Annotated in this window: 29 protein-coding genes; 22 read left to right on the forward strand and 7 right to left on the reverse strand. The window is 68.3% G+C overall.

Annotated elements, in window-relative coordinates:
- The first annotated feature begins 2 nt into the window (after nt 1-2).
- The 16 genes from ACFYR0_RS14765 to ACFYR0_RS14840 all read left to right on the forward strand — a co-directional run bounded on the left by ACFYR0_RS14765 (nt 3) and on the right by ACFYR0_RS14840 (nt 13,340).
- Nucleotides 3-416, forward strand: a complete 414-nt coding sequence (locus ACFYR0_RS14765) for a hypothetical protein (RefSeq protein WP_389326667.1) — start codon at nt 3-5, stop codon at nt 414-416.
- Between the two features lie 37 nt (nt 417-453).
- A complete protein-coding gene (locus ACFYR0_RS14770) occupies nt 454-1,218 on the forward strand; it encodes a DUF317 domain-containing protein (RefSeq protein ID WP_389326670.1) in 765 nt (254 codons plus the stop codon).
- Nucleotides 1,219-1,482: 264 nt separating this feature from the next.
- Entirely contained in the window at nt 1,483-1,872 is a 390-nt protein-coding gene (locus tag ACFYR0_RS14775; protein ID WP_389326673.1) for a hypothetical protein, read from the forward strand.
- Nucleotides 1,869-2,669 carry a DUF317 domain-containing protein gene (locus tag ACFYR0_RS14780; protein ID WP_389326676.1) on the forward strand — a complete coding sequence of 267 codons (801 nt, stop codon included), beginning with the start codon at nt 1,869-1,871 and terminating at the stop codon, nt 2,667-2,669. Before ACFYR0_RS14775 ends, ACFYR0_RS14780 begins: the two co-directional genes overlap by 4 nt.
- A 45-nt stretch (nt 2,670-2,714) precedes the next feature.
- On the forward strand, nt 2,715-3,101 hold the full coding sequence (locus ACFYR0_RS14785) for a hypothetical protein (protein WP_389326679.1): 387 nt from the start codon (nt 2,715-2,717) through the stop codon (nt 3,099-3,101).
- Nucleotides 3,102-3,121: 20 nt separating this feature from the next.
- A complete protein-coding gene (locus ACFYR0_RS14790) occupies nt 3,122-3,502 on the forward strand; it encodes a hypothetical protein (protein WP_389326682.1) in 381 nt (126 codons plus the stop codon).
- Nucleotides 3,499-4,329, forward strand: a complete 831-nt coding sequence (locus ACFYR0_RS14795) for a DUF317 domain-containing protein (RefSeq protein WP_389326685.1) — start codon at nt 3,499-3,501, stop codon at nt 4,327-4,329. Before ACFYR0_RS14790 ends, ACFYR0_RS14795 begins: the two co-directional genes overlap by 4 nt.
- 74 nt (nt 4,330-4,403) lie before the next feature.
- Complete coding sequence (locus tag ACFYR0_RS14800; RefSeq protein WP_389326688.1) at nt 4,404-5,012, forward strand: hypothetical protein; 609 nt, start codon at nt 4,404-4,406, stop codon at nt 5,010-5,012.
- 469 nt (nt 5,013-5,481) lie between these two features.
- Nucleotides 5,482-6,939 carry a type IV secretory system conjugative DNA transfer family protein gene (locus tag ACFYR0_RS14805; protein WP_389326691.1) on the forward strand — a complete coding sequence of 486 codons (1,458 nt, stop codon included), beginning with the start codon at nt 5,482-5,484 and terminating at the stop codon, nt 6,937-6,939.
- A gap of 49 nt (nt 6,940-6,988) precedes the next feature.
- A complete protein-coding gene (locus ACFYR0_RS14810; protein WP_389326694.1) occupies nt 6,989-7,579 on the forward strand; it encodes a hypothetical protein in 591 nt (196 codons plus the stop codon).
- A 96-nt stretch (nt 7,580-7,675) separates the two neighbouring features.
- A complete protein-coding gene (locus ACFYR0_RS14815; protein ID WP_389326697.1) occupies nt 7,676-8,446 on the forward strand; it encodes a hypothetical protein in 771 nt (256 codons plus the stop codon).
- Nucleotides 8,443-8,919: a hypothetical protein gene (locus ACFYR0_RS14820; RefSeq protein ID WP_389326700.1), complete on the forward strand. Its 477-nt coding sequence runs from the start codon at nt 8,443-8,445 to the stop codon at nt 8,917-8,919. Before ACFYR0_RS14815 ends, ACFYR0_RS14820 begins: the two co-directional genes overlap by 4 nt.
- Nucleotides 8,920-9,101: 182 nt before the next feature.
- Nucleotides 9,102-10,040 (forward strand): alpha/beta fold hydrolase, encoded by a 939-nt coding sequence (locus tag ACFYR0_RS14825; protein WP_389326702.1) that lies wholly within the window; start codon nt 9,102-9,104, stop codon nt 10,038-10,040.
- Between the two features lie 23 nt (nt 10,041-10,063).
- Nucleotides 10,064-10,936, forward strand: a complete 873-nt coding sequence (locus ACFYR0_RS14830) for a hypothetical protein (RefSeq protein ID WP_389326705.1) — start codon at nt 10,064-10,066, stop codon at nt 10,934-10,936.
- A gap of 5 nt (nt 10,937-10,941) precedes the next feature.
- On the forward strand, nt 10,942-12,216 hold the full coding sequence (locus ACFYR0_RS14835) for a DNA cytosine methyltransferase (protein WP_389327087.1): 1,275 nt from the start codon (nt 10,942-10,944) through the stop codon (nt 12,214-12,216).
- Nucleotides 12,216-13,340 (forward strand): DnaB-like helicase N-terminal domain-containing protein, encoded by a 1,125-nt coding sequence (locus ACFYR0_RS14840; protein ID WP_389326708.1) that lies wholly within the window; start codon nt 12,216-12,218, stop codon nt 13,338-13,340. The genes ACFYR0_RS14835 and ACFYR0_RS14840 overlap by 1 nt, the downstream gene beginning before the upstream one ends.
- A gap of 597 nt (nt 13,341-13,937) precedes the next feature.
- Here ACFYR0_RS14840 and ACFYR0_RS14845 read toward each other — a convergent pair.
- The 3 genes from ACFYR0_RS14845 to ACFYR0_RS14855 form a co-directional block, all read right to left on the reverse strand.
- Entirely contained in the window at nt 13,938-14,258 is a 321-nt protein-coding gene (locus ACFYR0_RS14845) for a hypothetical protein (protein ID WP_389326711.1), read from the reverse strand.
- Nucleotides 14,252-15,211 (reverse strand): hypothetical protein, encoded by a 960-nt coding sequence (locus ACFYR0_RS14850; protein ID WP_389326713.1) that lies wholly within the window; start codon nt 15,209-15,211, stop codon nt 14,252-14,254. Before ACFYR0_RS14850 ends, ACFYR0_RS14845 begins: the two co-directional genes overlap by 7 nt.
- Nucleotides 15,212-15,339: 128 nt before the next feature.
- Nucleotides 15,340-16,359: a helix-turn-helix domain-containing protein gene (locus ACFYR0_RS14855; protein ID WP_389326716.1), complete on the reverse strand. Its 1,020-nt coding sequence runs from the start codon at nt 16,357-16,359 to the stop codon at nt 15,340-15,342.
- Between the two features lie 33 nt (nt 16,360-16,392).
- Here ACFYR0_RS14855 and ACFYR0_RS14860 point away from each other — a divergent pair, with 33 nt between their 5' ends.
- On the forward strand, nt 16,393-16,767 hold the full coding sequence (locus tag ACFYR0_RS14860; RefSeq protein WP_389326719.1) for a DUF317 domain-containing protein: 375 nt from the start codon (nt 16,393-16,395) through the stop codon (nt 16,765-16,767).
- A gap of 24 nt (nt 16,768-16,791) precedes the next feature.
- On the forward strand, nt 16,792-17,142 hold the full coding sequence (locus ACFYR0_RS14865) for a DUF317 domain-containing protein (RefSeq protein WP_389327090.1): 351 nt from the start codon (nt 16,792-16,794) through the stop codon (nt 17,140-17,142).
- Nucleotides 17,143-17,246: 104 nt separating this feature from the next.
- Here the strand turns inward: ACFYR0_RS14865 and ACFYR0_RS14870 are convergent, their stop codons facing one another.
- The 4 genes from ACFYR0_RS14870 to queC are packed head-to-tail and all read right to left on the reverse strand — an operon-like array spanning nt 17,247 to nt 19,706.
- Nucleotides 17,247-18,014 carry a GTP cyclohydrolase I FolE2 gene (locus ACFYR0_RS14870; RefSeq protein WP_389326722.1) on the reverse strand — a complete coding sequence of 256 codons (768 nt, stop codon included), beginning with the start codon at nt 18,012-18,014 and terminating at the stop codon, nt 17,247-17,249.
- Between the two features lie 2 nt (nt 18,015-18,016).
- Nucleotides 18,017-18,373, reverse strand: coding sequence for a 6-carboxytetrahydropterin synthase QueD (gene queD, locus ACFYR0_RS14875; protein ID WP_389326725.1), 357 nt, complete (start codon nt 18,371-18,373; stop codon nt 18,017-18,019).
- Nucleotides 18,373-19,008 (reverse strand): 7-carboxy-7-deazaguanine synthase, encoded by a 636-nt coding sequence (gene queE / locus ACFYR0_RS14880; protein WP_389326727.1) that lies wholly within the window; start codon nt 19,006-19,008, stop codon nt 18,373-18,375. Before queE ends, queD begins: the two co-directional genes overlap by 1 nt.
- Nucleotides 19,009-19,010: 2 nt before the next feature.
- Nucleotides 19,011-19,706, reverse strand: coding sequence for a 7-cyano-7-deazaguanine synthase QueC (queC, locus tag ACFYR0_RS14885; RefSeq protein WP_389326730.1), 696 nt, complete (start codon nt 19,704-19,706; stop codon nt 19,011-19,013).
- 123 nt (nt 19,707-19,829) lie between these two features.
- Between queC and ACFYR0_RS14890 the strand changes: the two genes are divergently transcribed.
- The 4 genes from ACFYR0_RS14890 to dbpB (ACFYR0_RS14905) are packed head-to-tail and all read left to right on the forward strand — an operon-like array spanning nt 19,830 to nt 24,219.
- Nucleotides 19,830-20,726 carry a hypothetical protein gene (locus ACFYR0_RS14890; RefSeq protein ID WP_389326733.1) on the forward strand — a complete coding sequence of 299 codons (897 nt, stop codon included), beginning with the start codon at nt 19,830-19,832 and terminating at the stop codon, nt 20,724-20,726.
- A complete protein-coding gene (dbpB, locus tag ACFYR0_RS14895; RefSeq protein WP_389326736.1) occupies nt 20,723-21,856 on the forward strand; it encodes a DGQHR domain-containing protein DpdB in 1,134 nt (377 codons plus the stop codon). Before ACFYR0_RS14890 ends, dbpB (ACFYR0_RS14895) begins: the two co-directional genes overlap by 4 nt.
- Entirely contained in the window at nt 21,853-23,073 is a 1,221-nt protein-coding gene (gene dpdA / locus ACFYR0_RS14900; protein ID WP_389326739.1) for a tRNA-guanine transglycosylase DpdA, read from the forward strand. The genes dbpB (ACFYR0_RS14895) and dpdA overlap by 4 nt, the downstream gene beginning before the upstream one ends.
- 42 nt (nt 23,074-23,115) lie before the next feature.
- The gene (dbpB, locus tag ACFYR0_RS14905) at nt 23,116-24,219 is read left to right on the forward strand and encodes a DGQHR domain-containing protein DpdB (RefSeq protein ID WP_389326742.1); all 1,104 of its coding nucleotides are present in this window, start codon (nt 23,116-23,118) and stop codon (nt 24,217-24,219) included.
- Nucleotides 24,220-24,241: the final 22 nt, after the last annotated feature.

The following is a 24,241-nucleotide window of genomic DNA, read 5'->3' on the forward strand; positions in this document are numbered from 1 at the left end:
ACGTGGGAAACCGCGCCGACGACGAAGGCACCGACGTCGAGATCTACCGCCGGGCCCTGACCGACACCGTCCACGCCGACACCCCCACCGGCGCCCCCGAGCAGCTCCTCGCGCTGCTCGACCGGCTCGGCTTCGAACGCAAGACCGCACAGCCCGCAGGCTCCGCAGGTCCGACCTACGTCTGGCACGAGGCCCCGGCCCATCTCGGCGAGGAAGAGAAGAAGCAGCTCGCCTCCCGCGCCGTGCCCTCGCTGCTGCTGGACGGTTACGTCGTCCACATCCCCGACTACCTCTTCGACCAAGCCGCTTACCGCAGCGCCGTCGCGGAGATCCACTCCCAGCGCGCCGCACCGGCCACCCGCGCACCCGCAGCCGATGCGTCCTCCTGGCGCCGCAGCTCCCGCCGCGCCGGCTGAATTCACCCAGGCCCTTGGTCCGTTCTGCAGGAGCCCTATGCCCCACCCCACCGTCCCCTATGTCCTGGCGGCGCCCGGCTACCTCGCCGGCGGCGGCAACTGGGAACACCTGACCGAGTGGCTGCTGCGCGGCCACGGCTGGCGGGACGTGTCCACGATCGACCAGCACACCGCCCTGGCCAGCGCTGACGGCCGTCTGCACGTCGCCCTCAGCCGCCGGGCGGCCTGGACCTGGAGCCTGCGCGCCACCAACCCTCGCGGGCAGGACTGGGCAGCATTGCTCGGCGCGCACCTTCCCGTTGAGTACGTCACCGCGCTCGTGGACACCATGCTGCGGCCGGCCTCCCGTCACCGCCAGGCTGTCCTCAGCCCGTTGCACACGGCCGGATGGACCACGGACACCGCATCCCCCACGCCCACGGCCGTGTCACCGGACGGCGTGGTGCGCTTCACCGAGGAACCCGCACACAACCGCGGGCCGCGACCGTGGCACGCCGCTTGCACGGTCGACGGTCACCGCTGGTGGACAGCCACCTTCAGCACCCACACCCCGCCCGGTGTCGTTGCCGCGTTCACCCGCAGCCTCGCCTCCGCCGATCCGCTGCCGCGGATGGCCATCGGAACACCGCTGTACGGATGCGGGCCTTACACCCGCATCACCCAGACCCCACACGGCTATGACGACGAACAGGCACTGCTCGAAGCACGGATCACCGAAACCCGTGCCCGCCGCCTCGCCGGGGCCCTACCCGCCGCGCCGCCGCCCGCCACGGGCCGCACACCCTTCACCCGCGCCCGCTGACCACACCCATCACGTCCCCCTCGCCCCCTCGTTCAGGAGCTTTCCGTACCTCTCGCATCGCGCCGCACTCCCCCCTCGATCAGTGCTGAGCGTCCACCCCGGTTGGCCGTCTTCCTCTTTCGCCGATACCTGCGCGCCTTCGTCCTGAGCCCCCATGGCAGGCCCAACCCGGTGGCCACCGGCCGCCCCGAGTCCGCCCTGGACGAGTCCCGCCGCTTCGGCCACCACAGCTAAGTCCCCCGCCCGCCCCGACCCAGGAGGCCCATGACCGACCCGTCCGTTCACCCCGTGAAGTTCGCCCAGGAGATCGCCGACCAGATAGGCCGGCTGTCCGAACACCTCGCGCTCGCCCCGCCGCGCGAGGCCGCCCATATCCTCGCCACCGTCCTCGACCAACACGTGGGTGTCCTGGGCCGGTTCACCGCGCTGATGGCCACCGGCTCGCAGTTCGCCAAGCGCCACTCCGAGCACGGCATCCTCCCGCCCGAGGTCTGGCTGGCGGTTGGCCGCGCCGCTAACGAACTCCACAGCATCGGCGCGGACCTCGACGAGCACGTCGAACAGCTCGGCGCCCTCGCCGACCCAGAAGCTCCGCCCCTGCCGGCGACACCGAAACCGGTCGCCTCCGCCCTCGTCGTCAGGCGGCGCCGATGAAAAGGCAGTGGACCGGCTGGGGCGCGGGGCAGCAGCCCGAGCCGCACTACCTCATCCAGCCCCGTCATCTCGCCGGTGGCGGCGACCTGCGGCACGTCACCGAGTTCCTGCGCGCTTCCGGCTGGAAGGACAAGTCCACGACGGGTGGCCGCATCGTCTTCGACAGCACCGACCGTACGGTCCGCGTCGGCTACGACCCGTTCACCCAGCCCGGCGGCTGGACGATCTCCGGCAAACCGACCGCGCAGCAGGACGCCTGGCATGCCGCCCTTGGCCGCCAGGTCCCCGTAGAGATCGTCGCCGGGTTCACCGATGCGCTCACCCAGACCCGCTCCGCGCACGCACCGAACGTCTGGGCACCGCTCCAGCAGCAGGGCTGGGGGACCGAGCGCGACCGGCACTTCACCGCCACGAGCCCGGACGGCGACGCGTTCGTCCAGTTCCACACCTCCAGCACCGGAGAGGCCCAATGGTTCGCCGGAGCCCGCACCGAGCACGGCCGGACCTGGGACGCCACGTTCACGCCGACCACCCCCCTGCATCTCATCCAGGCATTCACCACCGCACTGGCCGACCCGCAGCCGGTGATGCGTCCGCGCGGACACGTACCGCCCTCCCATCGGATCCGCACCACTTCCGTCTCCGTGCTGCCCTCTGAACTCAGCGCCTGGCAGCAGGCCCGGGTCACCGCCGCCCGCACCGCCACCTGGGCGCGCAACTCCTGGGCCACCACCCGGCCCCGCCGCACCCCCACCGCGGGCCCCTACGCCGCGCCCGGCACACGTGCCCGCCGCTGACCGGGCATCCGCAGCCGACCACTCACGACCGAAAGTTCCCTCGCTTTGCCCTACGCCGCCCTCACGCCCGGCGACATCGAGGCCATCACCACCGGCCTCGTACGCCTGAGCCAGCAGATCGACCAGGCCGAACGCCCCGAGGACATCGCCGCCGCGCTGACGCCGATCGTCGACCGCCACAACGGCGTCCTGCACCGGATCGCCCAGATCTTCCAAGGGGTCGGCAACATCTGCGACGACTTCCTCGACCAGGACCCCTACGCCTACGAACTTCAAGAGACCAGCGACGAAGCCTTCGACCAGATGCGCCACCTGACGGCCATTCTCAGCGGCCTCGACGATCAGTTCCGCTCCTTCGCCCCGGACGTCACCCGCGCCCCCGCCGGACAGCGCCCGCCCCAGCCCGACTACGAGCCGACCCCCGGCCCGTGAACCCTCCCCTGAAGGAACTCATGTCCTCAATCACCTCGCCGGCTCCCACCCGTGAGGAGATCAAGCAAGCGACCCGCACCCTCGCCCGGCTCGTCGTGTTCCTGCGCGCCAACCCTCCCGTGGAAGACGCCCAAGACCTGCTGGAACCACTGTTCGATGACGAAAACGGTGCTCCCGTGCTCCTGTCGGACATCCTGTGGGAGACCAACCGCCTGATATCCCGGCAGGTCGCGGCCCCCTGGACGGACGAGACGAAACGCATCCTGCGCACACTGGCGGCAGCCTCACGGGACTTCCGTACATGGCATGTACTGGACTGGGATATCCCCTACCTGGACAGCCAGGACTACGACCCCTACGCGGCAGCACCCCACTGGACACCCCGGCGGCTCGTGCCATGACCAACCCGGGAACCCCCTACTTCCCCACCCGCGCCAACGAGCCGCACAACACGATCTGGTTCGAGACCCACCCCCGACACCTGGCCGGACCCGGCGATCCCCGCCGAATCACCCAGACCCTGCGCGCCGCCGGCTGGAAGAACCACTCCGACCCGGACTATCCCCACGTCATCCTCGCCAGCCCCGACTACCAGCACACCCTGCTCCTGGAACCCGCACCGGAACCGTACGCAGCATGGTGGCGCATCCGCGGCGGATCCGAAGAGCGGCGCTGGTACACGGAGTTCGGCGGCAACACCCCGGTCGAGATCCTCGCCTCACTCACCGACGCTCTGCTTCAACCCGCACCCGAGACCACTCCGGAGATCTGGCCGGCTCTTACCAAGGCAGGCTGGACCTACGAGCGCGACGAGAAGGGCAACGAGAGCGCCGCGCATCCGGACGGCATCCTGAGCCTGCGCCGCTGGACCATCTCCCCCGCCGAGCGCTTCTTCTGGACCGCGGAAGCCACCCTCGCCACCGGGCTCGGCGGCCGTAACCAGATCTGGCGCGCCTCCCTCGACGATGCCATGCCCCGGCATCTGATCGCCGCGTTCGCCGCCGCCCTGGCCAGCGACGAGCCCGTGCAGCGCGGCATGTGCGACGTCCCCCACTCGGTCACCCAGCACCAGCGCGGACCGCAGGGCGAACAGCTCGCCGCCGCCCACGAAGCGCGCCTCAAGGCCGCCCGAACCGCCGCCCGCAAAGCCCGGCGCAGCGCAGCGCCGACGACGCGCAGCGTCCCGGCCCCGGCCGCCGTCTCCCGGGCCACCGCCCAGGGCCGCTGACCACGCCTGGCGGCCAGACCGCCCGGCCCACCACCCGACCTGGCCTCCACCAGGCCGAGCCCTCTAGAGAGCCCTTGCCCCAGACCGCCCCTGCCCCTGCCCCTGCCCCTGCCCCGAACGAGATCCACCAGCTGCGGCTGGACCATCTGGCCGCCTTCCTCCGGGAAAGCGAACGCATCCTCGCCGCCTGGAACACCTACTCCAACCAGCACACCGACCCCGACGGCTGGCCGTACGACGATGACGCCTACGGCCGGCGGGCCAGCCAGCGCGACGCCGACACAGCCGACGCGTTCGAGGCCGTCCGCGAGCAAGCGCACCACTTGCTCGCCACCGCCGAGATCCAGCTCGCAGCCCTGCCCGCCCGCACGGTGCAAAACCGCTGGGTGTGGCAGCTGGGCACCCTACGCGACGCACTCGACCGGCTCGACGCCCTCCACGAGCATTGGCTGCAGACCCGCGACAGCCTGCCCGCAGACGCCCGCCCCGGGACCGAGGTCTTCGACGACGCGCTCGCCGTCTACCACGCCGAGGCATGGGCTTCCCTCGAGGACTGGGCTACCCACGGCCACGCCGTTGTCGACATCCACACAGCCGCCCGGCACGCCCCCTCAGCCCTGGCCCCGAAGCCGACCACGACCGCCGGCCTCGCTCCCGGCCAGCGCAGTCCGGCTCGGAGGTGACCGTGTCCGACGCCGTCGACGTCATGTTCATCGCCCCGCCTGACCTCACGACCGCGGCGTTCCAGGTCGAGTCGGGCTGACCTCAAGCCGTATCTGGTAGCCGCCCCGTCCCTCGCCCCCGCACCACTGGAACTGCGCTCTGTCCAATACCTCCACCAACAGCACCGACGGCTACGACATCGTCTTCCGGCTCCTCCTGGCAGTCCTCGCCGTCCTCGTTCCCCTGTCCCACCTCGCCTGGCTGTCGGGCAACATCACGGCCTACCTCACCGGCAACAGCTGGGCGCCGTATCAGCCGACCGCCGCCCTGCTCCACCCCGACCGGCTCTGGCCCAAGGCCGGAGAAACGTCCCTGCTCATCGGGGCGCGCATCGTCCCAACCGTCGCCCTCCTCGCACTCGGAGCTGCGGCCGGCCTCCTGTGGGCCCGGCACAACAACCGCAGCAGCGGCCGGAAGAAGATCAGCGGGATGGCCAAGGCGCGGGACATCGAGCCGCTCATGGCCAAGGCGATCACCGACAAGGCCCGCTCGCTGCGCCCGAGCCTGAAGAACGCCAGACATATCGAGGCCAAGGACACCGGCATCCTCCTCGGCAACCTGCAGGGGACGAAGCACGAGGTCCGCATGGGCTACGAGGACGTGGCCGTCGCGATCATGGCCCCGCGCTCCGGCAAGACCACCTCCCTCGCGATCCCCTCCATCCTCGCCGCGCCCGGCCCGGTCCTTCTGACCTCGAACAAGGCCGCGGGCGACGCCTTCACCGCCACCTGTGACGCCCGCGCGAGCGTGGGGCGGGTGTGGGCCATGGACCCACAGCAGATCGCACACGCGGCCCGCGAGATGTGGTGGAACCCGCTCGCCGACGCCAAGACCCTGGACGGCGCGGGCCGACTGGCCGGCCACTTCCTCGCCGCTTCGGTGGACGCCTCCCAACAGGGCGACTTCTGGTCCAAGGCCGGCAGCAACATCCTGTCGCAGCTGTTCCTCGCCGCCGCGCTCGACGAACGGCCCATCACCGACGTCATGCAGTGGCTCGCCTTCCCCGCCGACCGAACGCCCCTGGACATCCTGCGCGACCACCAGCTCACCGCGGTCGCCGCCCAGCTCAAGGGCACCGTCGAAGGGCCGCCCGAAACCCGCGACGGCATTTACGAAACCGCCCGCCAGTACGCCGCCGCCCTCCTCAACGCCGAGATCGCCGCCTGGGTGACCCCGCACGAGGACATCCCCGAGTTCAGACCCGGTGGCTTCGTCACCTCCACCGACACCCTGTACCTCCTGTCGAAGGACGGCGGTGGCGGCGCCAGCGCACTGATCGCGGCGTGCGCGGACTCGGTCATGCGGTCCGCTACCGCGCAGGCCGAGCGCGCCGGCGGGCGGCTCGACCCGCCGATGCTCGCGATCCTCGACGAGGCCGCCAACGTCTGCAAGATCAGCGACCTGCCGGACCTGTACTCCCATCTCGGCAGCCGGGGGATCATCCCCCTCACGATCCTGCAGTCCTACCGCCAGGGCCAGAAAGTGTGGGGGGACGCCGGCATGGACGCGATGTGGTCCGCTTCCACTGTGAAGGTCATCGGCTCTGGCATCGACGACCCGGACTTCGCGGACAAACTCTCCCGGCTGATCGGCGACCACGACGTGGAGACCACCTCGACCTCGGTCTCTGAGTCGGGGAAGTCGACGTCCGTGTCGATGCGGCAGGAGCGGATCCTGCCCGCCGACGCTATCCGCGCCCTGCCCAAGGGCACCGCGCTCTGCTTCGCCACCGGCATGCGCGCCGCCATGCTCGACCTGCGCCCCTGGTACCTCGAACCCGGCGCCGACGGGCTGTCCGCCGCCTCCGCCCGCGCGTCCAAGGCCATCACCGCCCGCGCCGTCGCCAAACACGCCCCCCAGCAGAACGACTACGGCCCCGCCGCCTGACCGGCCTGCCCTGGATCGCTCTCACCACCCCTGACCATCCGAGAACTGCATGGCTGTCACCGACCACCACGACGTCTTCATCGGCTCCACCGAGGACGGATGGACGTTCGCCGTCCTCAACCGCCCGATCCCCAACGCCGCCCGCATCCTGACCGGCGCGGGCTTCACCACCCGCAAGCACCAGGGCCGCGCCCTCTACCTCCTGCCGCCCGAGACCGCCGCTGACGCGCACGAACGAGCAGGCATCGCGGCCTACGGCCTCATGGCCCACACCCTCGACTTCGTCGACCTCGCCTGGACGACCCGCCGGGCGGCCACCACCGCTCCCGAGGCGACCATGCGCTTCGTAGGCGGAGCGGTCTGCGCGACCACGACCGCCGATCGGGCCGGCGAGGTCCTGATCCAGCACGGCTTCGCCCCGACAGGAACGGACCGTCAGTACGAGCTGCCGACCGGACTGGGCGAGAAAGACGCCCTCAGCGCCGTTGTCAGCGCCGAAGCCCATCTGCATGCACACGGTTTCGGCGTGCGCGTCGACCTCGGCATCGCAACGTGGCAGGACATCCCGCCGGCACCCTCCCGCCCTGGCCCCGCCCCCGCACCGCCGCCCACCACACAGGTCAAGCGGCGCAGCCTATGACCACCGCCCCCCGTCATCCGGAGCAGCACCATTCACCAGATCGACCTGCAAGCCGAGATCGCCCGGCTACGGCAACTCGGCAGCGACTTTGCGGACATGCACAGCGAGATCCGCTCGCTCACCCTCACCCCCGGCACCGACGCCCGGCAGCAGCTCACGTCGAAAATCGTGGCCACACACGAGTTGGCCCAACGCGCCATGGAACGCCTCGCCGCTCTCGACGGCAGCCAGTACACCGCCGTACCCGGCAGCCTTCCGGCGCTGGAGGCCCTCGCCTCCGTCGTCTCCGCCGCCGGTCTCGCCGCATCCGACCTGGCCTGCGCGATGTTCGCCAACCCGCTGGAGGGCGCCCCGTTCCCCGGCCCGCCGGCTGATGAAGCAGCCGTGCGCAAGGCCCGGCATGCGGAGGCAGTTCCCGCTATGGCAGAGCACCTCGCGGACGCCGCCCACCAGCTCGACATGGCCCACGTCGGTTGCTACTACCTCGCCAGCGGCATCACCCGGGACCTGAAGCAGCACACCGAGCAGAACCAGGCGACACCAGCGCCGAAGCTCACGACCAGCCAGTACGCCGTCCTCGCCCGGCTGTCCGCCGGGGGCGGCATGCTCTACGAGACGAGCCGATCCGGCGTCACCAAGGCCGTCGCCGAGGACCAGGCCACCGTGAACGTCGCCACCCTCAACGCCCTGATCAAACGAGGACTCGTCGCGGTGGACACCACGATGTCCCTGCAACACGGCCAGCGCCTCGACGTCACCACCGAAGGCCACCGTGCCCTCGCCCGGCACAAGCCCACCGCTGCCCCCAACCGAGCAGCAGTGGTGACGCCGCCTTCGACGAAGCAGGCCGCTGGACGCACGCGATGACCGGCACCACCCCACCCAGCCCACCGTCTCGTTCCCCGCGGCGCAGCGACACCCAGCCCTCCGGCCCTGCCGAACTGCCGCTCTCCGCGTCCGAGCTGTCGGCCATCGCGCGTCGCTTGAGCTGGCAGCAGGGCGCCGCCCTTCGGGTTCTCGCCCGGACGCCCAGCCGAGTCCGGCAGCGGAGCAACGGCTCGCATTATGTGGACACCCAGACCTCGACGCACATCGCGATCGCCACGTGGCACGCCCTGGAACGCAAGGGCCTGGCCTACCGCGATCACGCCGCTCACCCCGCGTCCGTCATGGGTCAGCGCCTGGCACTGACTCGCAGGGGACTGGCCGTCCTCAACCACCTCGCCGGCCGCGCCTACTCGTCCACGGCGACCGAGCTCTGGCCACCTTCTCCGCCGGCGCAATTCACCTCGCATCCCGGGGTTCCCGAGGTCCGGGCACCCCGTTCCCGTCGCCGCTGACCGCCCGCGCGCCAACACGAGTCCGCTTCTGGGCATCCGCCGCCCCCATCACGTGGCCGGCCGCAGCACGGGCCGAACCAACAGCCGGCATCGCGCCAGCGCCGTCTGAACGGTGCACGGCCGCACCGTACGCATTCCCCTTTCGGAGTCCCCCTGTGCTCAATCCGCATTCTGCCGCTGAGGTGTTGTCGGTCTCCGCCGCTGACGGCACCCCGCTGGCCGTCTACCGCGACACCCCGGCCCGCCCACGGCCTGACGGCGCGACGATCGTGCTGGTGCACGGCGCGTCGGTCACCGCGGACCTGTGGCGCATCCACACCCGGCACCTGACCGGCCTCGGCTTCACGGTGCTGCGCTACGACCAGCGCGCGCACGGCCGCACCCCGCGGGGCCGAGCGCCGCTCACCATCGAGCAGCTCGCCGACGACCTGAACCACATCCTGCGCGCCCTGGTCCCCACCGAGCCGCTGGTACTCGCCGGCCATTCCCTGGGCGGACTCGTCCTCCAGGAACTCGCCGCCCTGCACCCCCAGCTCCTGCCCCGGATCCGCGGCATGGTGCTGCTGTCGGCCACCGCCCGCCAGGCGAGCGTGCTGCCCGGCCGCGGCCCGCGCGCCCTGCTTCTGGCCGCCGGACGCAGCCTGTTCGCCCTGACCTGCACCCACGCTCCCCAGGCAGTGGACCGGGTACGACGCCTGCTGCCCGACACCCACCGCTACACCCTCACACTCCACCCCGGCACCGGGCCGGACGACGGACCGCCGCCGTGCCGCCACGGCATACGACACACCCCCACCGCCGATCTCACAGCGCTGTGGCAATGCCTACGCCGCTACCGGGCACGCCACCTGCCCGTGCTGGAGCACCTCAGCGGGCGGCTCCTGCTGATGGCCGGCGCGGACGACCAGCACATCCCCGCCGAACACACCCGGCAGCTGGCCGACCGGCTGACCACCGCCCGCCTGGAGATCCTCCCCCGCACCACGCACGCCCTGCCCGTCCGCCACCCCGCACTCATCAGCGCCCGCATCGCCCACTTCGCCGCGGAGCCGCGCCTGCGCCCTCACCTCCCCAAGGACCCACCATTTCCGAACTCCCTGCTTTCCGAGCAATCTCACTAGGCGCCGGCGTTCAGTCCAGCGCCATGCTCGCCCTGTCAGCGGAAGGCATTCTCCCGAAGGTCGACTATGCCATTTTCGCCGACACCGGCTGGGAACCAGCCGCCGTCTACGCCCACCTCGACCGCATCGAACGAGAAATCGCCGAACCCGCCGGAATACCCGTTCTGCGCGTCTCCTCGGGAAATATTCGCGACGATGCTCTAGACCCTGATCATCGCTTCGCCTCCATGCCTCTTTACATCCTCAACCAGGACGGGAAGCAGGGGATGACCAGGCGCCAGCGTACGGGGGAGTACAAAATAAAACCGATCAAGAAGAAGGTTCGGGAACTCCTCGGATACCCCTACCCGCAGCGTATCCCGAAGAATGTCTTCGTCGAGCAATGGGTGGGCATCTCGACAGACGAATTCCACCGGGCCAAGGACGCAGACGTCAAGTACATGCGCAACCGGCACCCGCTCATCGACCTCAACTGGTCACGCACGGATTGCGTCCGTTACCTGAACTCCATCGGCCTGACCGATACACCAAAGTCGAGTTGTCTCGGTTGCCCCTTTCACGGAAACGCGCAGTGGAGGAATATCCGGGATACGAGCCCTGAGGAATGGGTGGATGTCGTCGCGTTCGATGCAGCCATCCGCCAGGGCAATGCCCGCGCCAACGCCGCCGGGAACCGGCTGCTCGGGCAGGCGTTCTTGCACCGCTCCCGCGTCCCCCTCGACCAGGCCCCCATCGATCACGTCACGGCCGCCGAGTGGGCAGCACGCCAGCAGGAACTCGACGACCACTCCGCCACGGTGGAGGAGCTCGAGAACGGCGTGGTCGACGGCTGCTCTCCCTGGGCCTGCCGCGGTGAAGCCGAGCCGGTGCAGGCCGACTTCGGGCTGGCCTCGTGAGGCGGATCATCCTCGACCTGTTCGCCGGGCCCGGTGGCTGGAGCCATGCGCTCACCGTCCTCGGCACGCGGGACATCGGGCTGGAATGGGACGAGTGGGCCTGCAAGACCCGAGCCACGGCGGGGCAGTTGACGATCCGGACCGACGTCGCCCGCTATCCGACGTGGATCTTCTCCGGTCGCATCCTCGGGCTGATCGCCTCCCCGCCGTGTCAGGCATGGAGCATGGCCGGCAAGCGCCTCGGCCTCGTCGACCAGCCGCTCGTCCACCAGGCCGTCGCCGACCTCGCCGCCGGACGCGACACCCGCGAGCAGCTGCTCGGCGCGTGCGCGGACGAACGCTCTCTCCTCGCGGCCGAGCCCATGCGCTACCTGCACGCCCTCGACACCGTGGGCGAGCCGGAATGGGTGGCCATGGAGGAAGTCCCCGACGTCCTGCCCCTGTGGCGGCAGTACGCGGCCATCCTGCGCACCTGGGGCTTCTCCGTGTGGACCGGGATCCTCAACGCCGCCGACTACGGCGTTCCGCAGACCAGGAAGCGGGCGATCCTGCTCGCATCCCGTGTACGCACAGCCGAACCCCCGCCGCCCACCCACGCGAAGACCGCCGAGCCGGAGTCACTGTTCGGGCCCGGCCGCGCCCGCTGGGTTTCCATGGCCGAGGCCCTGGGCTGGGGACGCACCGACGGCCCGGTACCCACCGTGTGTGCAGGCGGCGGGCCAGGAGGCGGTCCCGAGCCCTTCCCGTCCGGCTCACGCAAGACCCTGGCCGACGCCCGCGACCGGGGAACCTGGCTCCACCACATCGCCCCTGACACCGTCGTGCTCCGGCCACAGGCCCGGGGAGCCGGCTGGACCGCGCGCCACGGCGCCCGCGACGACGCACCCGCCGACTCCCCGGCGCCGACCTTCACCAGCAAGGCAACCCACTGGAAGTGGTCACTGCGCAGCAACAACCAGGCCAACGCCACCGTGCGCCGGGCCGACGAACCGGCCGGCACGCTGTTCTTCGGCCATCGGGCCAATGAGTGCACCTGGGTCGCCGAGTCCGCTACCGGATCCGCGGACAGCGAGCAAGAGACCGGCCCCGAGCCGATAAGGATCACTGCCCAGGAAGCGGGCATGCTGCAGAGCTTCCCCGCCGACTACCCCTGGCAGGGCAACAAGGGCCAAGTCTTCTCCCAGATCGGCAACGCCGTCCCGCCACGCCTCGCCGCACACCTTCTCGCCCCACACCTCAACAAGCCCTTCAACCCTGCCGACTTCACCCTCGCCGCCTGATGCCCCACACCCCCGAACCCGACCAGGACGACGACCTCGACCGCATACCGGCACCGAAACCCGTCCACTACGCCGAACAGGCCCTCCTCGGCGCCCTCCTCCTCGAACCCCAGCGCCTAGCCGACACGGGCACCCTGGCCACCGGCCACTTCGACAACCACACCCACGCCAGCCTGTTCACCGCGATCCGTACCCTTCCACCGCCCGACCCCGACGACCACGCCAAGGACACCACCTGGCTCAACCAGGTCCTGGAGCACACCCGCCCCCACGCCCCCGGCCTGAACGCCTCCTACCTCCACGCCCTCATCCAGTTCTGCCCACAGCCCAAGCACGCCCCGGCCTACACCCGGATGATCCGCGCCGACCACGCCCGCCGGACCCTGCGCCTGCACGCCGAACGCCTCGCACAGAGCGCCACCGACCCAGCAGGGCCCGACCCGGCAGCCGCCACCCTCACGCAAGCCGACGCTCTCGGCCGCGTCCTGGACGACCTCGCCGGACAATTCGCCCCACACCCCGGCTCTCTCCCCCGCACCACACACACAGGGGATGCCCCACGACAGGCCGGCAAGGAGGACCTCGACGAAGAACGCCTCCTCCTGGCGACGGCCACCGCCTACCCGGCGGAGGTACAACAGATGCGATGGCTGGCCGCGGAGGACTTCCTCCTGCCGCTGCACGCCGCGCTCTGGCAGTCCGTCACGGCGCTGGTCCACCGCGGCGACATGGTCGACCCGGTCACCGTCCTCGGCGAGGCCCAGCACCGCGGACTGATCACCGACGCCCTCACCCCCCGCGACCTGATGGCCCTAGTCTCCACGCCCGCCGGGTCCCCCGAGTACTGGGGCGAGAGGGTCTTGCAGCGCGCCCTCCTCGCCCGCGCCCATGCGGTCGCCGACCGGATCGCCGCCTACACCGACGACCCCGCGAACACCCCCCACCAGCTCATCACCGGCAGCCGCCGCGCCCTGTCCGAGCTCAACGCCCTGCGCACCCGCTGGCACCGCGCCACCGCACCCACCCCCGCGTCCACCACAAGTGCACCCGCACGATCCGCGCCAATTCCCCGCGCCGGCCCGCCACACCAGTTGACCCTGTCCGCCTCGCGCGCCCACCGATGACCTCAATCACCGAGCCCGCCCAACCCCCATGGCCGGGCCCGGACTCGAATCGAGCCCGCTCTCATGCCCCATAGCGCCCGCGACGCCCACGTCCGCCTCGACACCCGCCCCGCCCACCCCAGCGCCGTGACCGCTTCCCTCACCGGCGCCCGCCACCGCACCGCCCCAGGCCCTCCTCGCCGCGCGCGGCTTCGAGCCCTTCGACGAACACACCCTGGTCCTGGCCCGGATCGACCACGAAGATGCCCTACTGGGCCAACCAGGCCACCCAAGCCCTCAACGCCGAAGGCATCAACCACCGAGATCCCCCGGCCAACTGGAGGCGATCACAGAGGAATGGACCTGGGCGAACTACCCCATGCCCTGGTGCACCCGCGCCGAGATCCGCGAGGTCTCCAACGAAGCCCCAGAAGATCTACGACGACATCCGCCACGGACGGCTCATCATCCACGCCCACGCCGAAGACGGCTGGCCCACCGTTGCCGTCGGCACCTACCGCGACAGCGCCGCCTACGCTGCGGACCCCGGCGACCACGAAACCTTGCTGAGGACTTCCTCACCGAGAACAGTGAACTGGGAGAAGTGCACCTCGTTCCCTATTGGATCAGCGTGTTGATGCTGGTCTGACAGGGTGGCTTGATGGGTAAGTAGCCTGTGTTCTGGGTGCCGAAGGCGGCGATGACGGTGCCTTCAGGGCGACCAGGGTTGACAGGGTGGGCCGATCTCTCGGATACCAACTGACCCCGGATGCGCTCGCCGTTGAGCCCGGTCAGGTACTTGTACAGGCGGCGTGTGTGGAGCGGCGATTCGTCACGCAGGTCCGGTGTGGTCATGGCGAGAACGGAGCGGGCGGGCCGCTCTTTGCCGTCCACCGCCAACGTGAGCGCGTACGCCGTGACGGGGACGGGTGTCACCATCGGCTGGCCAATTCCTCGTCCTCGATGCGGCGCCGGCAGTCGCCGCATAGGGTCTGCGCAGTCCCGTCGTCGTCACCCTCATGGGGCCAGAGGCATCCACACCCCCCACAGTTTGCCAACTCTTCAAGGCTGTAGCGGGCTTGGCAGGTGAAGCAGTAGTGCATCTCCTTACCAGGGCCGTCCATGAACGCGAAGCAAGCCAGTGTCGAAGCGTGGCACTGGGGGCATTCGTTGGCCGGATGGCCAGGCTCGAACTCCTGGAAGGCCAAGGCCAAGTCCTCGGCACTCATCGTGGTGACGCAGAAGTGGCAATGGGCGCCGTTCGGAATGACGGCGAGAGCCCACTGCCCGCACACGGAGCAGGGCAGAACCGAATCGGTCGTGCCCTTGAGTTCGTTGCGCCGCAGTCGGTTCATGCGTTCGTTGACGAACGCCTCGATGGTGTTCAGGCCGCTGCGTACTCGAAACATGTCTTCTTCGATACTCTCGCGCTCCGGCGCGTCGAGCATTGGGAGCAGTTCGGCATCGAGGAAGCGGAGCAGGAAGTCGAGCACTGCACCGGCTCGTGACTCCACGGCCTCTGCACTGTGGGTCAGCCCGTAGTGCTGTAGAGCGTTCCGGTCCTTGCCGAGGTCCTTGAGAGCCGCGGCGTCCTTCTTGTTGATGTCGAGGCCGCAGATGTTCCTCAGACGTTCCACGGCGGCGTCCGTTCCGCAGCTGTTGAAGTCGGAGGCGCTGAACTTCTCTGAGGTGGCCCTGGCAGGGTCACTGAACACCAAGCTCCAGTGTTCCCTCAGCAGGCGCGACTTCAGCAGGACCTCGGCTGCAGCCTGGAGGTGCAGGACGGCGTACTTGATTTCGCGGGGCCCGGTGTGAGTGTCGGCGTCCAGATGCTCCACGACGCTGACGAGGTAGTCGATACCGTTGCGGACCGGCGGGAAGTCGACTTGCATGGGGCCGGTCCGGCGCCACCTCGGCCGGAACGGCTGGCGAGACGCTATAACGCTAGATTCTTCGGATACCACTCAAACCTACCCAGGTCATGCGGCGTTTGGCCTTACACCGACGATCACCGAGCACGCTACAGGAACGCCGTAATTCTCCTCTGGGCGATAGCCATACCGCTCGCGACTGCGTTCAAGTCCATGAACTCTTTGTCTTCTGCCAGCTGGATTTGGTCGAGATATCGCCCGTAGAGATGCGGCGCGTTCGGGTGCCGGTCGAGTTTGAGCCGCCCTTCTCGGAGTTGCTGCGTGCTGATATCGCCACCTGTTGCTCGGTAGTTGCAGGTGTAACACAGCACGATCAGCTCCCAGGGATTGGCGGCATGGCTGGCTGCTCGCAGAAGGCCGTTCTGGCCTCCCAGCCGATGTGCCACCTCCATTACGTTCTTAAGACCCAGGATGTGGTGGATGTCGAGGGGCCATGGTCCGCCACAGATCGCGCAGACGCTGGTGAGGGAGAACAGGAGTTGCCTGGCAGCAGTAGGAAGCCTTCCCCGCGGGTGCAACTGTGCCGGAGGACGCGCTCGGCCTCCAGCAGAACCACCTCTAGGTGCCTCATGCTCCTCTGCCTTGGCTGCCATCCAGAGAACTCGGAAGCGTTCGCTCAGTTCGTCCAGCAACTGTTCCTGGGTCGTACTGGAGGCCGGCATTCGCATACCGAGCGCGAGAGCCACGTCAAGAACGGTTTCCCGCGGCTGGACCTTCCGGCCGGAGAACACGTTGGAGACGGTGCTCTTGCTCCTCCCTGTGTAGCGCGCAATGTCGGCCTGACTGAAGCCTCCTGCCTCCCTCTGCAACTCGATGAGAGCACGCTGAAGGTCCCTCCTGCGGCCTGGCGGAAGGTCGGCCCCCCTCGACTCGCCCTTGCGGCCCATCTCAGGCACCCCCTCCCTTCCGTCGCCACCGAGCCCAGGCCCGGCTCGTGATCCAGACGATGAAGGCGACGATAAGTCCGGCGATAACGTTCTTGGCGATTTCGTCCATGGAGATAAGCGTTGTGCACATCCGGGGTCTCCTGGACAGTTGTGGACAACTGGCTGTGGTCCACCTGCTGAGCCCTTACCGGAGATGGGGCCGTTCGCGACTGCCGCCGCCATACGGATGTCGCTCGTCGTCGTGGAGCCGTCCGGATGTGGCGACGGCGGTCTAGCCAGCGCTTCGACCAGAGCCCCGGGCTGAGTAGGCACCCACAACACGCAGGACTTGACGGAGAAGGCACATGGTCGGACGAGACCACCCACGCCGTCCACGAATCGCTCACTCTGCGCGCGGAGTTCGTCCACGAAACAGGCCCTCGCGATACCAACTGGACGCTCGCCGCCTATGAGTCACCCATCGGCGAGCGCCTCTGGTACGCCACTGTCACCGCCAGCACCCCCGTGGAGATCATGCGCACCCTCCTCGGCACCCTCGCCTCCGGTGCCGCCTGGGAGATGGCAGTGGGCAGCCAGGTCTGTGAGGAGACCATCACCGAAGCAACCAGTCCGCTCGTGAGCGCGGGCTGAGAGCACACGGTCGACGGCCGCTGGATCCGGTGGGAGGCACCGGGCGAGGACGCCGTCGGCGTCCAGTTCGACGCCTTCGCCGCCCAGAAGCGCAACAGCCCGCTGCCGACCTGGACCGTATGGGGCGGCAACGCCGTCCACCAGCCCACCTGGGCACTCCACTTCTCCCCGTACACCCCGGCGGCCGTCCTGCAGGACCTCACCTTCGAACTCGCCGAAGGGCAAGCACGCCGCCAGGTCCCCGCTGCTACCACTTCGCGACCAGCGATGCTGACTACGCAGGCCCAGGCGTCCGCCCCTCCGGGCGGGCGCCTTCAGCCGTTTCCACCCGGACCCGCTGAGCAGCCACCGCACCAGCACCGAACGCGTGGCTGAGAGGGCCGTGCACTGAAGGTGCCGCCCTACGCGTTGTCGGTCCGGTTCGCGCAGCGAGAGCCTGGGACCAGCGTCAAGGCGCTGGGCTCAGGTTCTTTCTGTCGTCAGCTGGTGATGTGAGCGACAGCGTCGTGGCTGTGGATGCTCTCCAGGTTACGAACGCGTACAGCATGCTCCAGACCCCGTTCGCGGCAGGCGAGGCTGACGTCGCGCGCCATGTCCTCGACGAACACGGGGTGGTCATACGCCTGCATCGTCAGAACGCGCTCGTCGGGCCGCTTGACCAAGGGCACCACAGGGGCGGATGCACACTGCTCCAGGAGCCGTACAGCCTCGTGCACCCCAAGGGGATAGGGCGTGTCCCCGTGCCCCGCCACGGACAGCGTGACGCGGCTGCGCTGGTTGTGGGCGCCGTAGTCCGAGATCGCTTTCGAGCAGGGGCACAAGCTCGTCACCTCGGTCGTGACCGAGGTGATCACCGTCGTGTCGCCGTTCTCCCAGCGGCCTTCGAAACGAGCGTCGTGAACCTGCCACGACTCAGCGCCACTCGCCGGCGCGACCACGCTGGTACTCAAAGGGACATCGATCGTCACTGCGAGTGCGGGCGCATCGAGGAGGTCGGCGCCAATCTTCAGGACGTACGGCAGCTTGCGCGGATCGAACCGACGAAGGTGATCGTGTGCGAGAGCGACCATGCGGCTCATGTGGGTGCCCCGGCGGTCGTGCTGCAGCCGGACGGTCACTTCGATCTCGGCGACGCCGTCCTGGCGGAGGTGGCCGTCCTCGAAGTACAGCGGGTAGCGCAAGCCGCTAATGCCGACGTCGTCGATCTCAATGCCGCGGGAGTCGGTCTCGTTCTGGATGTCGTGCATGCTCACTCGCCCCGATATGTGCAGCCGGATGTGCACGTTTCGCGCACGGTGATCGCCGACAGGCCGGGAAGCTCAGTGATCAGTCGGTCCCAGATCCAGCGGGCCAGGTTCTCGCTGGTGGGGTTATCGAGGCCTTCGATGTCGTTCAGGTAGTAATGGTCGAGTTGTGCATCAATGGGCTTAAAAGCCCGTTTGACGTCCCCGAAGTCCATCACCCAGCCCATCTCCGCATCTATGGGCGCTTCCACATGCACGACAACTTTGTAGGAGTGGCCGTGCAGGCGAGCGCACTTGTGGCCCTCGGGTACGCGCGGCAGGCGGTGGGCTGCTTCGAAGGTGAACTCGCGAAAGATTTCCATTACTGAATTCCCAGATACTTGTGCGTCTGAAGAGAAAGCGTCCAGCGCGGGTTCTTCATGCAGTACTCGACGACGGCACGGGTGTGGGCCTCGCGGTCGGCATCGTCCAGCGGTTGCAGCCGGAAGCGGCGAAAGTCAAGGTGCTCGAACTGGGCAGGGTCGCCGCCGGCCTGGGGGTAGACCAGTTTGAGTTCGTCGCCGCTCGTGAGGACCAGGGTGGAGCCGATCTTCGGGCTCACGCACAGCCAGTCGATACCGCGGGGGGCGGGGCGGGTGCCGTTTGTTTCCACGGCGATTTCGAAGCCGCGCTCGTGGAGGGCATCGATGGCGTCCTCGTCCAACTGCAACAGCGGTTCTCCGCCGGTGCATACCACAAACCGGTGCGCTTGATCGGCGGTGGGCCAGGCGGCCTCGACGGCATCAGCCAACTCCAGGGCAGTGGGGAAGCGGCCTCCTCCCTCGCCGTCGGTGCCCACGAAATCGGTGTCGCAGAATTGGCAGATGGCACGGGCGCGGTCGCGCTCCCGGCCGGTCCACAGGTTGCAGCGGGAAAACCGGCAAAACACGGCAGGGCGGCCGGCGTGGCCGCCTTCTCCCTGCAGCGTGTAGAAGATTTCCTTGATCAGGTAGGTCATGCTCAGGCGTTCTGGTACCGGACGGGGTCCTTGACGCCGGCTTCGGCGAAGCCCTTCAGCCGCAGCAGGCAGGTGTCGCACCGGCCGCAGGCGCGGCCCTGCTCGTCGGGGTCGTAGCAGGAGGAGGTGAGGGAGTAGTCCACGCCCAGGCGCAGGCCCTCGCGTACGATCTCGGCCTTCGACAGCGCGATCAGGGGGGAGTGAAGCGTGATCTTGGAGGTTCCTTCGACGCCGGCCCGGGTCGCCAGGTTGGCCATGGCGGCGAAGGCATCCATGTACTCGGGGCGGCAGTCGGGGTAGCCGCTGTAGTCCACCGCCGTGACCCCGGTGAAGATGTCGCTGGCGCCGACGGTCTCGGCGAAGGCCAGCGCGAACGACAGGAAGATCGTGTTGCGGGCCGGCACGTAGGTGATCGGTACCCCTGCATCCTCCACGTCCGCGAGCGTCTCGTGCTTGGGCACGTCGATGTCGGCCGTGAGGGCGGAGCCGCCGAAGACCCGCAGATCGATGTCGGCGATGACGTGCCGGGCCACGCCCTGGGCCTGGGCGACGCGCTGAGCCGCCTCCAACTCGATGCTGTGCCTCTGGCCGTAGCGGAAGCTGAGCGCATACGGGGTGAATCCCTGGTCCTTGGCGATGGCCAGCACCGTGGTTGAGTCCAGGCCGCCGCTCAGCAACACGATCGCGGGACGGTCCATGCTGTCACTCCCTTATCTGAGGTCCAGTTGCCCCCGTTGAGGCAGTGGCAGCCTACCCTCCTAACTACCGGCTACAGTAACCACAACCAGAAACGAGTTACGGAAGCCAGAGGTCGATCCGCAGTGAACGAGTTGCCCATCGTGGTCACGTGCACGGACCGGAAGACCTCGTCCCCCGAGCCCGCTCTGCGGGCGCGCGAGCTGCCCGCCGCGGATCTGCCCGAGAGGGCCGTGGAATGGGCGCGCCGCCTGCGCACCGCGCAGGGGCGGCAGGTCGCCTTGGGGGAGCTATACCAGGGAGACCAGTGGCGGCGCGCCGCAGCCCTGACGACGGTTGCCTCCCGCGCCGGGTTTGCCCCCCGCCTGTACGTGGCCTCGGCCGGTCTGGGCCTGCAACCAGTCTCCAGCCTTGCCCCCTCCTACGCGGCAACTTTCCTGCCACGACACGCAGATTCCGTGGCTTCCTCCACATCCCAGGCCCCCGCCTGGTGGGATCATCTGCAGCGCCTGGATGCAACAAGCAATCTGCCCCGCATCGCAAAGGCCGCCGGGCAGGTGCTGGTGGTGCTGTCCGAGACCTACGCCCAAGCCATGCACCGCGATCTTGTCGCGCTGGCGGCCACGGGTGTTGACACGGTTCTGATCGGAGGCGCCAGCGACCTGGACGGGGTGCTGCGCGTGCCCGCCAACGCCGCGCTGCGAGGGGCCCTGGGTGGCACCCTGACCAGTTTGAACGTTCGCACGGCGGCCACATGGCTCGAGCACTGCACGCGGGGCCGCCTCATCACCCCCGCCGCACAGGCGCGTTGGAAAGCCTGGGCGGACCAGGTAGCCCGCCCCGAACGCTACGCCCGCCAGCCGATGTCGGACCAGAGCGTGATCGACTTCATCAAAGAGATGAAGGACCTCCACCCCGACTACTCCCGCACCCGCCTGCTGCGCCTGCTGAGAGACCAGGGAATGGCCTGTGAACAAAAGCGCTTCGCGGACCTGTATACCTCAACGATTGGCCCTCGATGACCTCCACTGTGCTTAAGCGCCGGGCCCTGCGGATCGAGCAGCACCCCACGATCCCCCTGTATGTGTTCACCCTGGCGGCAGAAGAGGTACACCAGGTTGCCGACGTGGCGCGGATCTCCAGGGACGAGGCCGGCAAACTGATCGGCTACCAACGCCCCGAGAAGAAACAGCACGTACGCCAGATCCTCGAGTACCTGGATGGCGACGAGGTGCTCTTTCCCAACGGGTTGATCCTGGCCCTGCCCTCGAGCGTGCGGTTCAAGTCCAGCCCGGGCCCGGGCAGCAGCGACGGCCTGTGCACGTCGGGCACGCTGGAGATCCCTCTGCCCGACACCCCCGACGCCCCGCGGCCGGCCTGGATCGTCGACGGCCAGCAGCGCAGTCTCGCTCTAGCCCGCACCCGCAATACCCGCCTGGCTGTCACTATTGCCGGGTTTGTTGCAGAAGACCTGGAAACGCAACGAGACCAGTTCCTGCGCGTGAACACGGTCTCCCCGCTGCCCACCAACCTGGTCACCGAACTCCTGCCGGAAGTCGGCACCCTGCTGCCCACCAAACTCTCCGCCCGCAAACTGCCCTCCGTTTTGGTGGAAGCCCTCAACCAGGACAAGGACTCGCCGTTCCGGGGTCTGGTGCGCCGCCCGTCCACCACGGCCGAGCAGAAGGCGGACGCCGTCGTCACGGACAACAGCCTCACCACGGCGATCCAGGAATCCCTCAACTCTCCTTCAGGCGTGTTCTTTCCCTACAAGAACCTGTCCAACGGCACGGTGGATACGGCCACCATCCGCCAGATCCTCGTCATCTACTGGAGTGCCGTACGCGAGACCTTTCCTAAGGCGTGGGGCCTGCCGCCGACCCGGTCTCGGTTGATGCACGGCGTGGGCATCCGTTCCATGGGCCGCCTGATGGACCGCGTGATGATGGCCATCGATCCCGCCTCCCCCCACGCCATCGAGCAGGCGCGGGCGGAGCTCACCCTGATCGCCCCGCACTGCCGCTGGACCCAGGGACGCTGGCCCGACCTGAACACCCCCTGGAACGAACTCCAGAACAACCCGCGTCACATCAGCACCCTGTCGAACTACCTCCTCCGTATCTATGTGCAGGAAAAGGCAAAAGCCGCGTGAAATTCTATTTCCCTGACAGCCAGGACCTGGTGAGTCCCACCTACGACTTCATCAACGACGAGTACTCGCCCTACCGAGTGCGTCAGCGTGATGACGTCTACGCCCACCAGGCCGTGACACCGATCCCCTACGACGGGATCCTCGTCAGCAAGGCGGTTGTCGACGGGTCAATGAAGGGCGCAGGAAAATACTCCGCCCCGCAGCGCGAGCGCTTCTACCGCCTAGGCGTGAGGAACTTCTTCCGCCTCCCCGATACCTGCTCCACGATCGGCGACTGCGGCGCCTTCAACTACATCGACGAAGAACGCCCACCGTATGAGGTGGACGAAGTCCTGGATTTCTACGGCCGCTGCGGATTCGACGCGGGCATCAGCATCGACCACATCATCTTCGGATACATTCCGGACGCATCCGACACGGAACCCGAAGCGGCGTGGGTGGAACGTCAACAGATCTCCCTCGAACTCGCCGAAGACTTCATCACCGCTACCAAAAAGCAAGGCACACGCTTCGAACCCGTCGGCGCCGCCCAGGGATGGGGACCTGACAGCTATGCGCACTCCGTCGCGCAACTACAGAAAATGGGATACCGGCGGATCGCCCTTGGCGGCATGGTCCCCCTGAAGTCCCACGAGATCCTCGCCTGCCTGAGCGCCATCGACGAAGTCCGGGACGCACCAACCGAACTGCACCTGCTCGGCATCAACCGCGTGGAGAGCATGGAGCAGTTCGCCCGCCACGGAGTGACCAGCTTCGACAGCACCTCCGCCTTCCGCCAGGCCTTCATGGACGACCGCAACAACTACCACACAGCCACGGACTCCTACACGGCCATCCGCGTCCCCCAGGTCGACGGAAACCCCGCGCTGAAGCGACTCATCCTCTCCGGCAGCGTCTCCCAGGCCGAAGCCATCGTCGCCGAACGCTCCTGCCTGCGCGCCCTGCGGGAATTCGACCAGGAAGAAACAGCACTCGAAGAAGTCATGAGTGCCCTTGCCGCCTACGAAGCCCTCGTACTCGGCTCGAAAAAGAAAAGCTACCTCGAGTACTACGAACGCACCCTGAGCGACGCCCCGTGGCGCACCTGCCCCTGCGCCCTGTGCAAAAAACACGGCATCGAAATCGCCATATTCCGCGGCAGTGAACGCAACAAACGCCGCGGATTCCACAACCTGACCGTGCTCGAGGCGAAGATGAGACAACTCACTTTCGGATAAAATCACCCCCCGTCTAGCTTTTTAACCCTGCCAGGAGATGAGATGGCTGACCGATACGAGCTGAGGCTTCCCGCGCTTGAAGTGCGCCAAGGCAACCGAAAAATCTACTGCTTTGCCGTCGATGGGAAGAAACTCCACAGCTTCGCGGCCGTCTCCCGCGTCCGCCGCGACGACGAAAGCTCCCTCCAGGGCTACCAGCGACCGGAGGTCCTCAGCCACATCCGCGGCATCCGCCGCTACCTCGAGTCCGAGCACGCCATGCTCCCCAACGCCCTCGTCCTGGCCTTCGACGACACCGTCCGCTTCGAGACCGGCCTCCGCCCCAACGCTGGCGTGGACTACTCCCTCCCCGGCGTGCTGGTGATCCCGGTCGACGAATCCCTCACCGACGAGGACAAGCCCGCCCTGATCGTGGACGGCCAGCAGCGCAGCGCCGCCATCCGCGACGCGGACCTGGCTGAATTCCCCGTCGCCGCCGTCGGATTCATCGCCGACAACCAAGAAGACCAGCGCTCCCAGTTCATCCTGGTCAACTCCACCAAGCCGCTGCCCAAGGGCCTCATCCACGAGCTGCTGCCCGAGACCAGCGGACACCTTCCCCCCGCCTACGCCCGTCGGCGTCTGCCCGCGCAATTGATGACCCGTCTCAACACCGACGGCCAGGGCCCCTTCTTCGGTCGGGTGGCCAGCCCCACCTCACCGCACGGCAACATCAAGGACACCAGCCTGCTGCGCATGCTGGAACACAGCCTCTTCGAAGGAGCCCTCTACCAGTACCGCAACCCCGAAGACGGCTCCGGCGACGTCGAACACATGCTGCTGCACCTGCGGTCCTTTTGGACCATCGTGCAGCAGACCTTCAGCGACGCCTGGAAACTCCCGCCCCGCCAATCCCGCCTCACCCACGGCGTCGGCATCCAGGCCATGGGCTTCGTCATGGACACCCTCACCGACGGCATGCCCGCCGAAGACGTCGACTGCGACCAGGTCCGCAACGCCGTCCTCAGCCTGATGCCAGTGACCGCCTGGACATCGGGCATGTGGCGCTTCGCCGACGGCGAGCAGCGCCGCTGGAACGGACTGCAAAACACCCCCAACGACATCCGTCTGCTCACCGACCTGCTGGTGCGCACCGTGCGGGGCTGACCGGCCGACCGCGTTCACCGTG

This window comes from Streptomyces sp. NPDC005017 (assembly GCF_042873115.1).
In the GTDB taxonomy this organism is placed as follows: Bacteria; Actinomycetota; Actinomycetes; order Streptomycetales; family Streptomycetaceae; genus Streptomyces.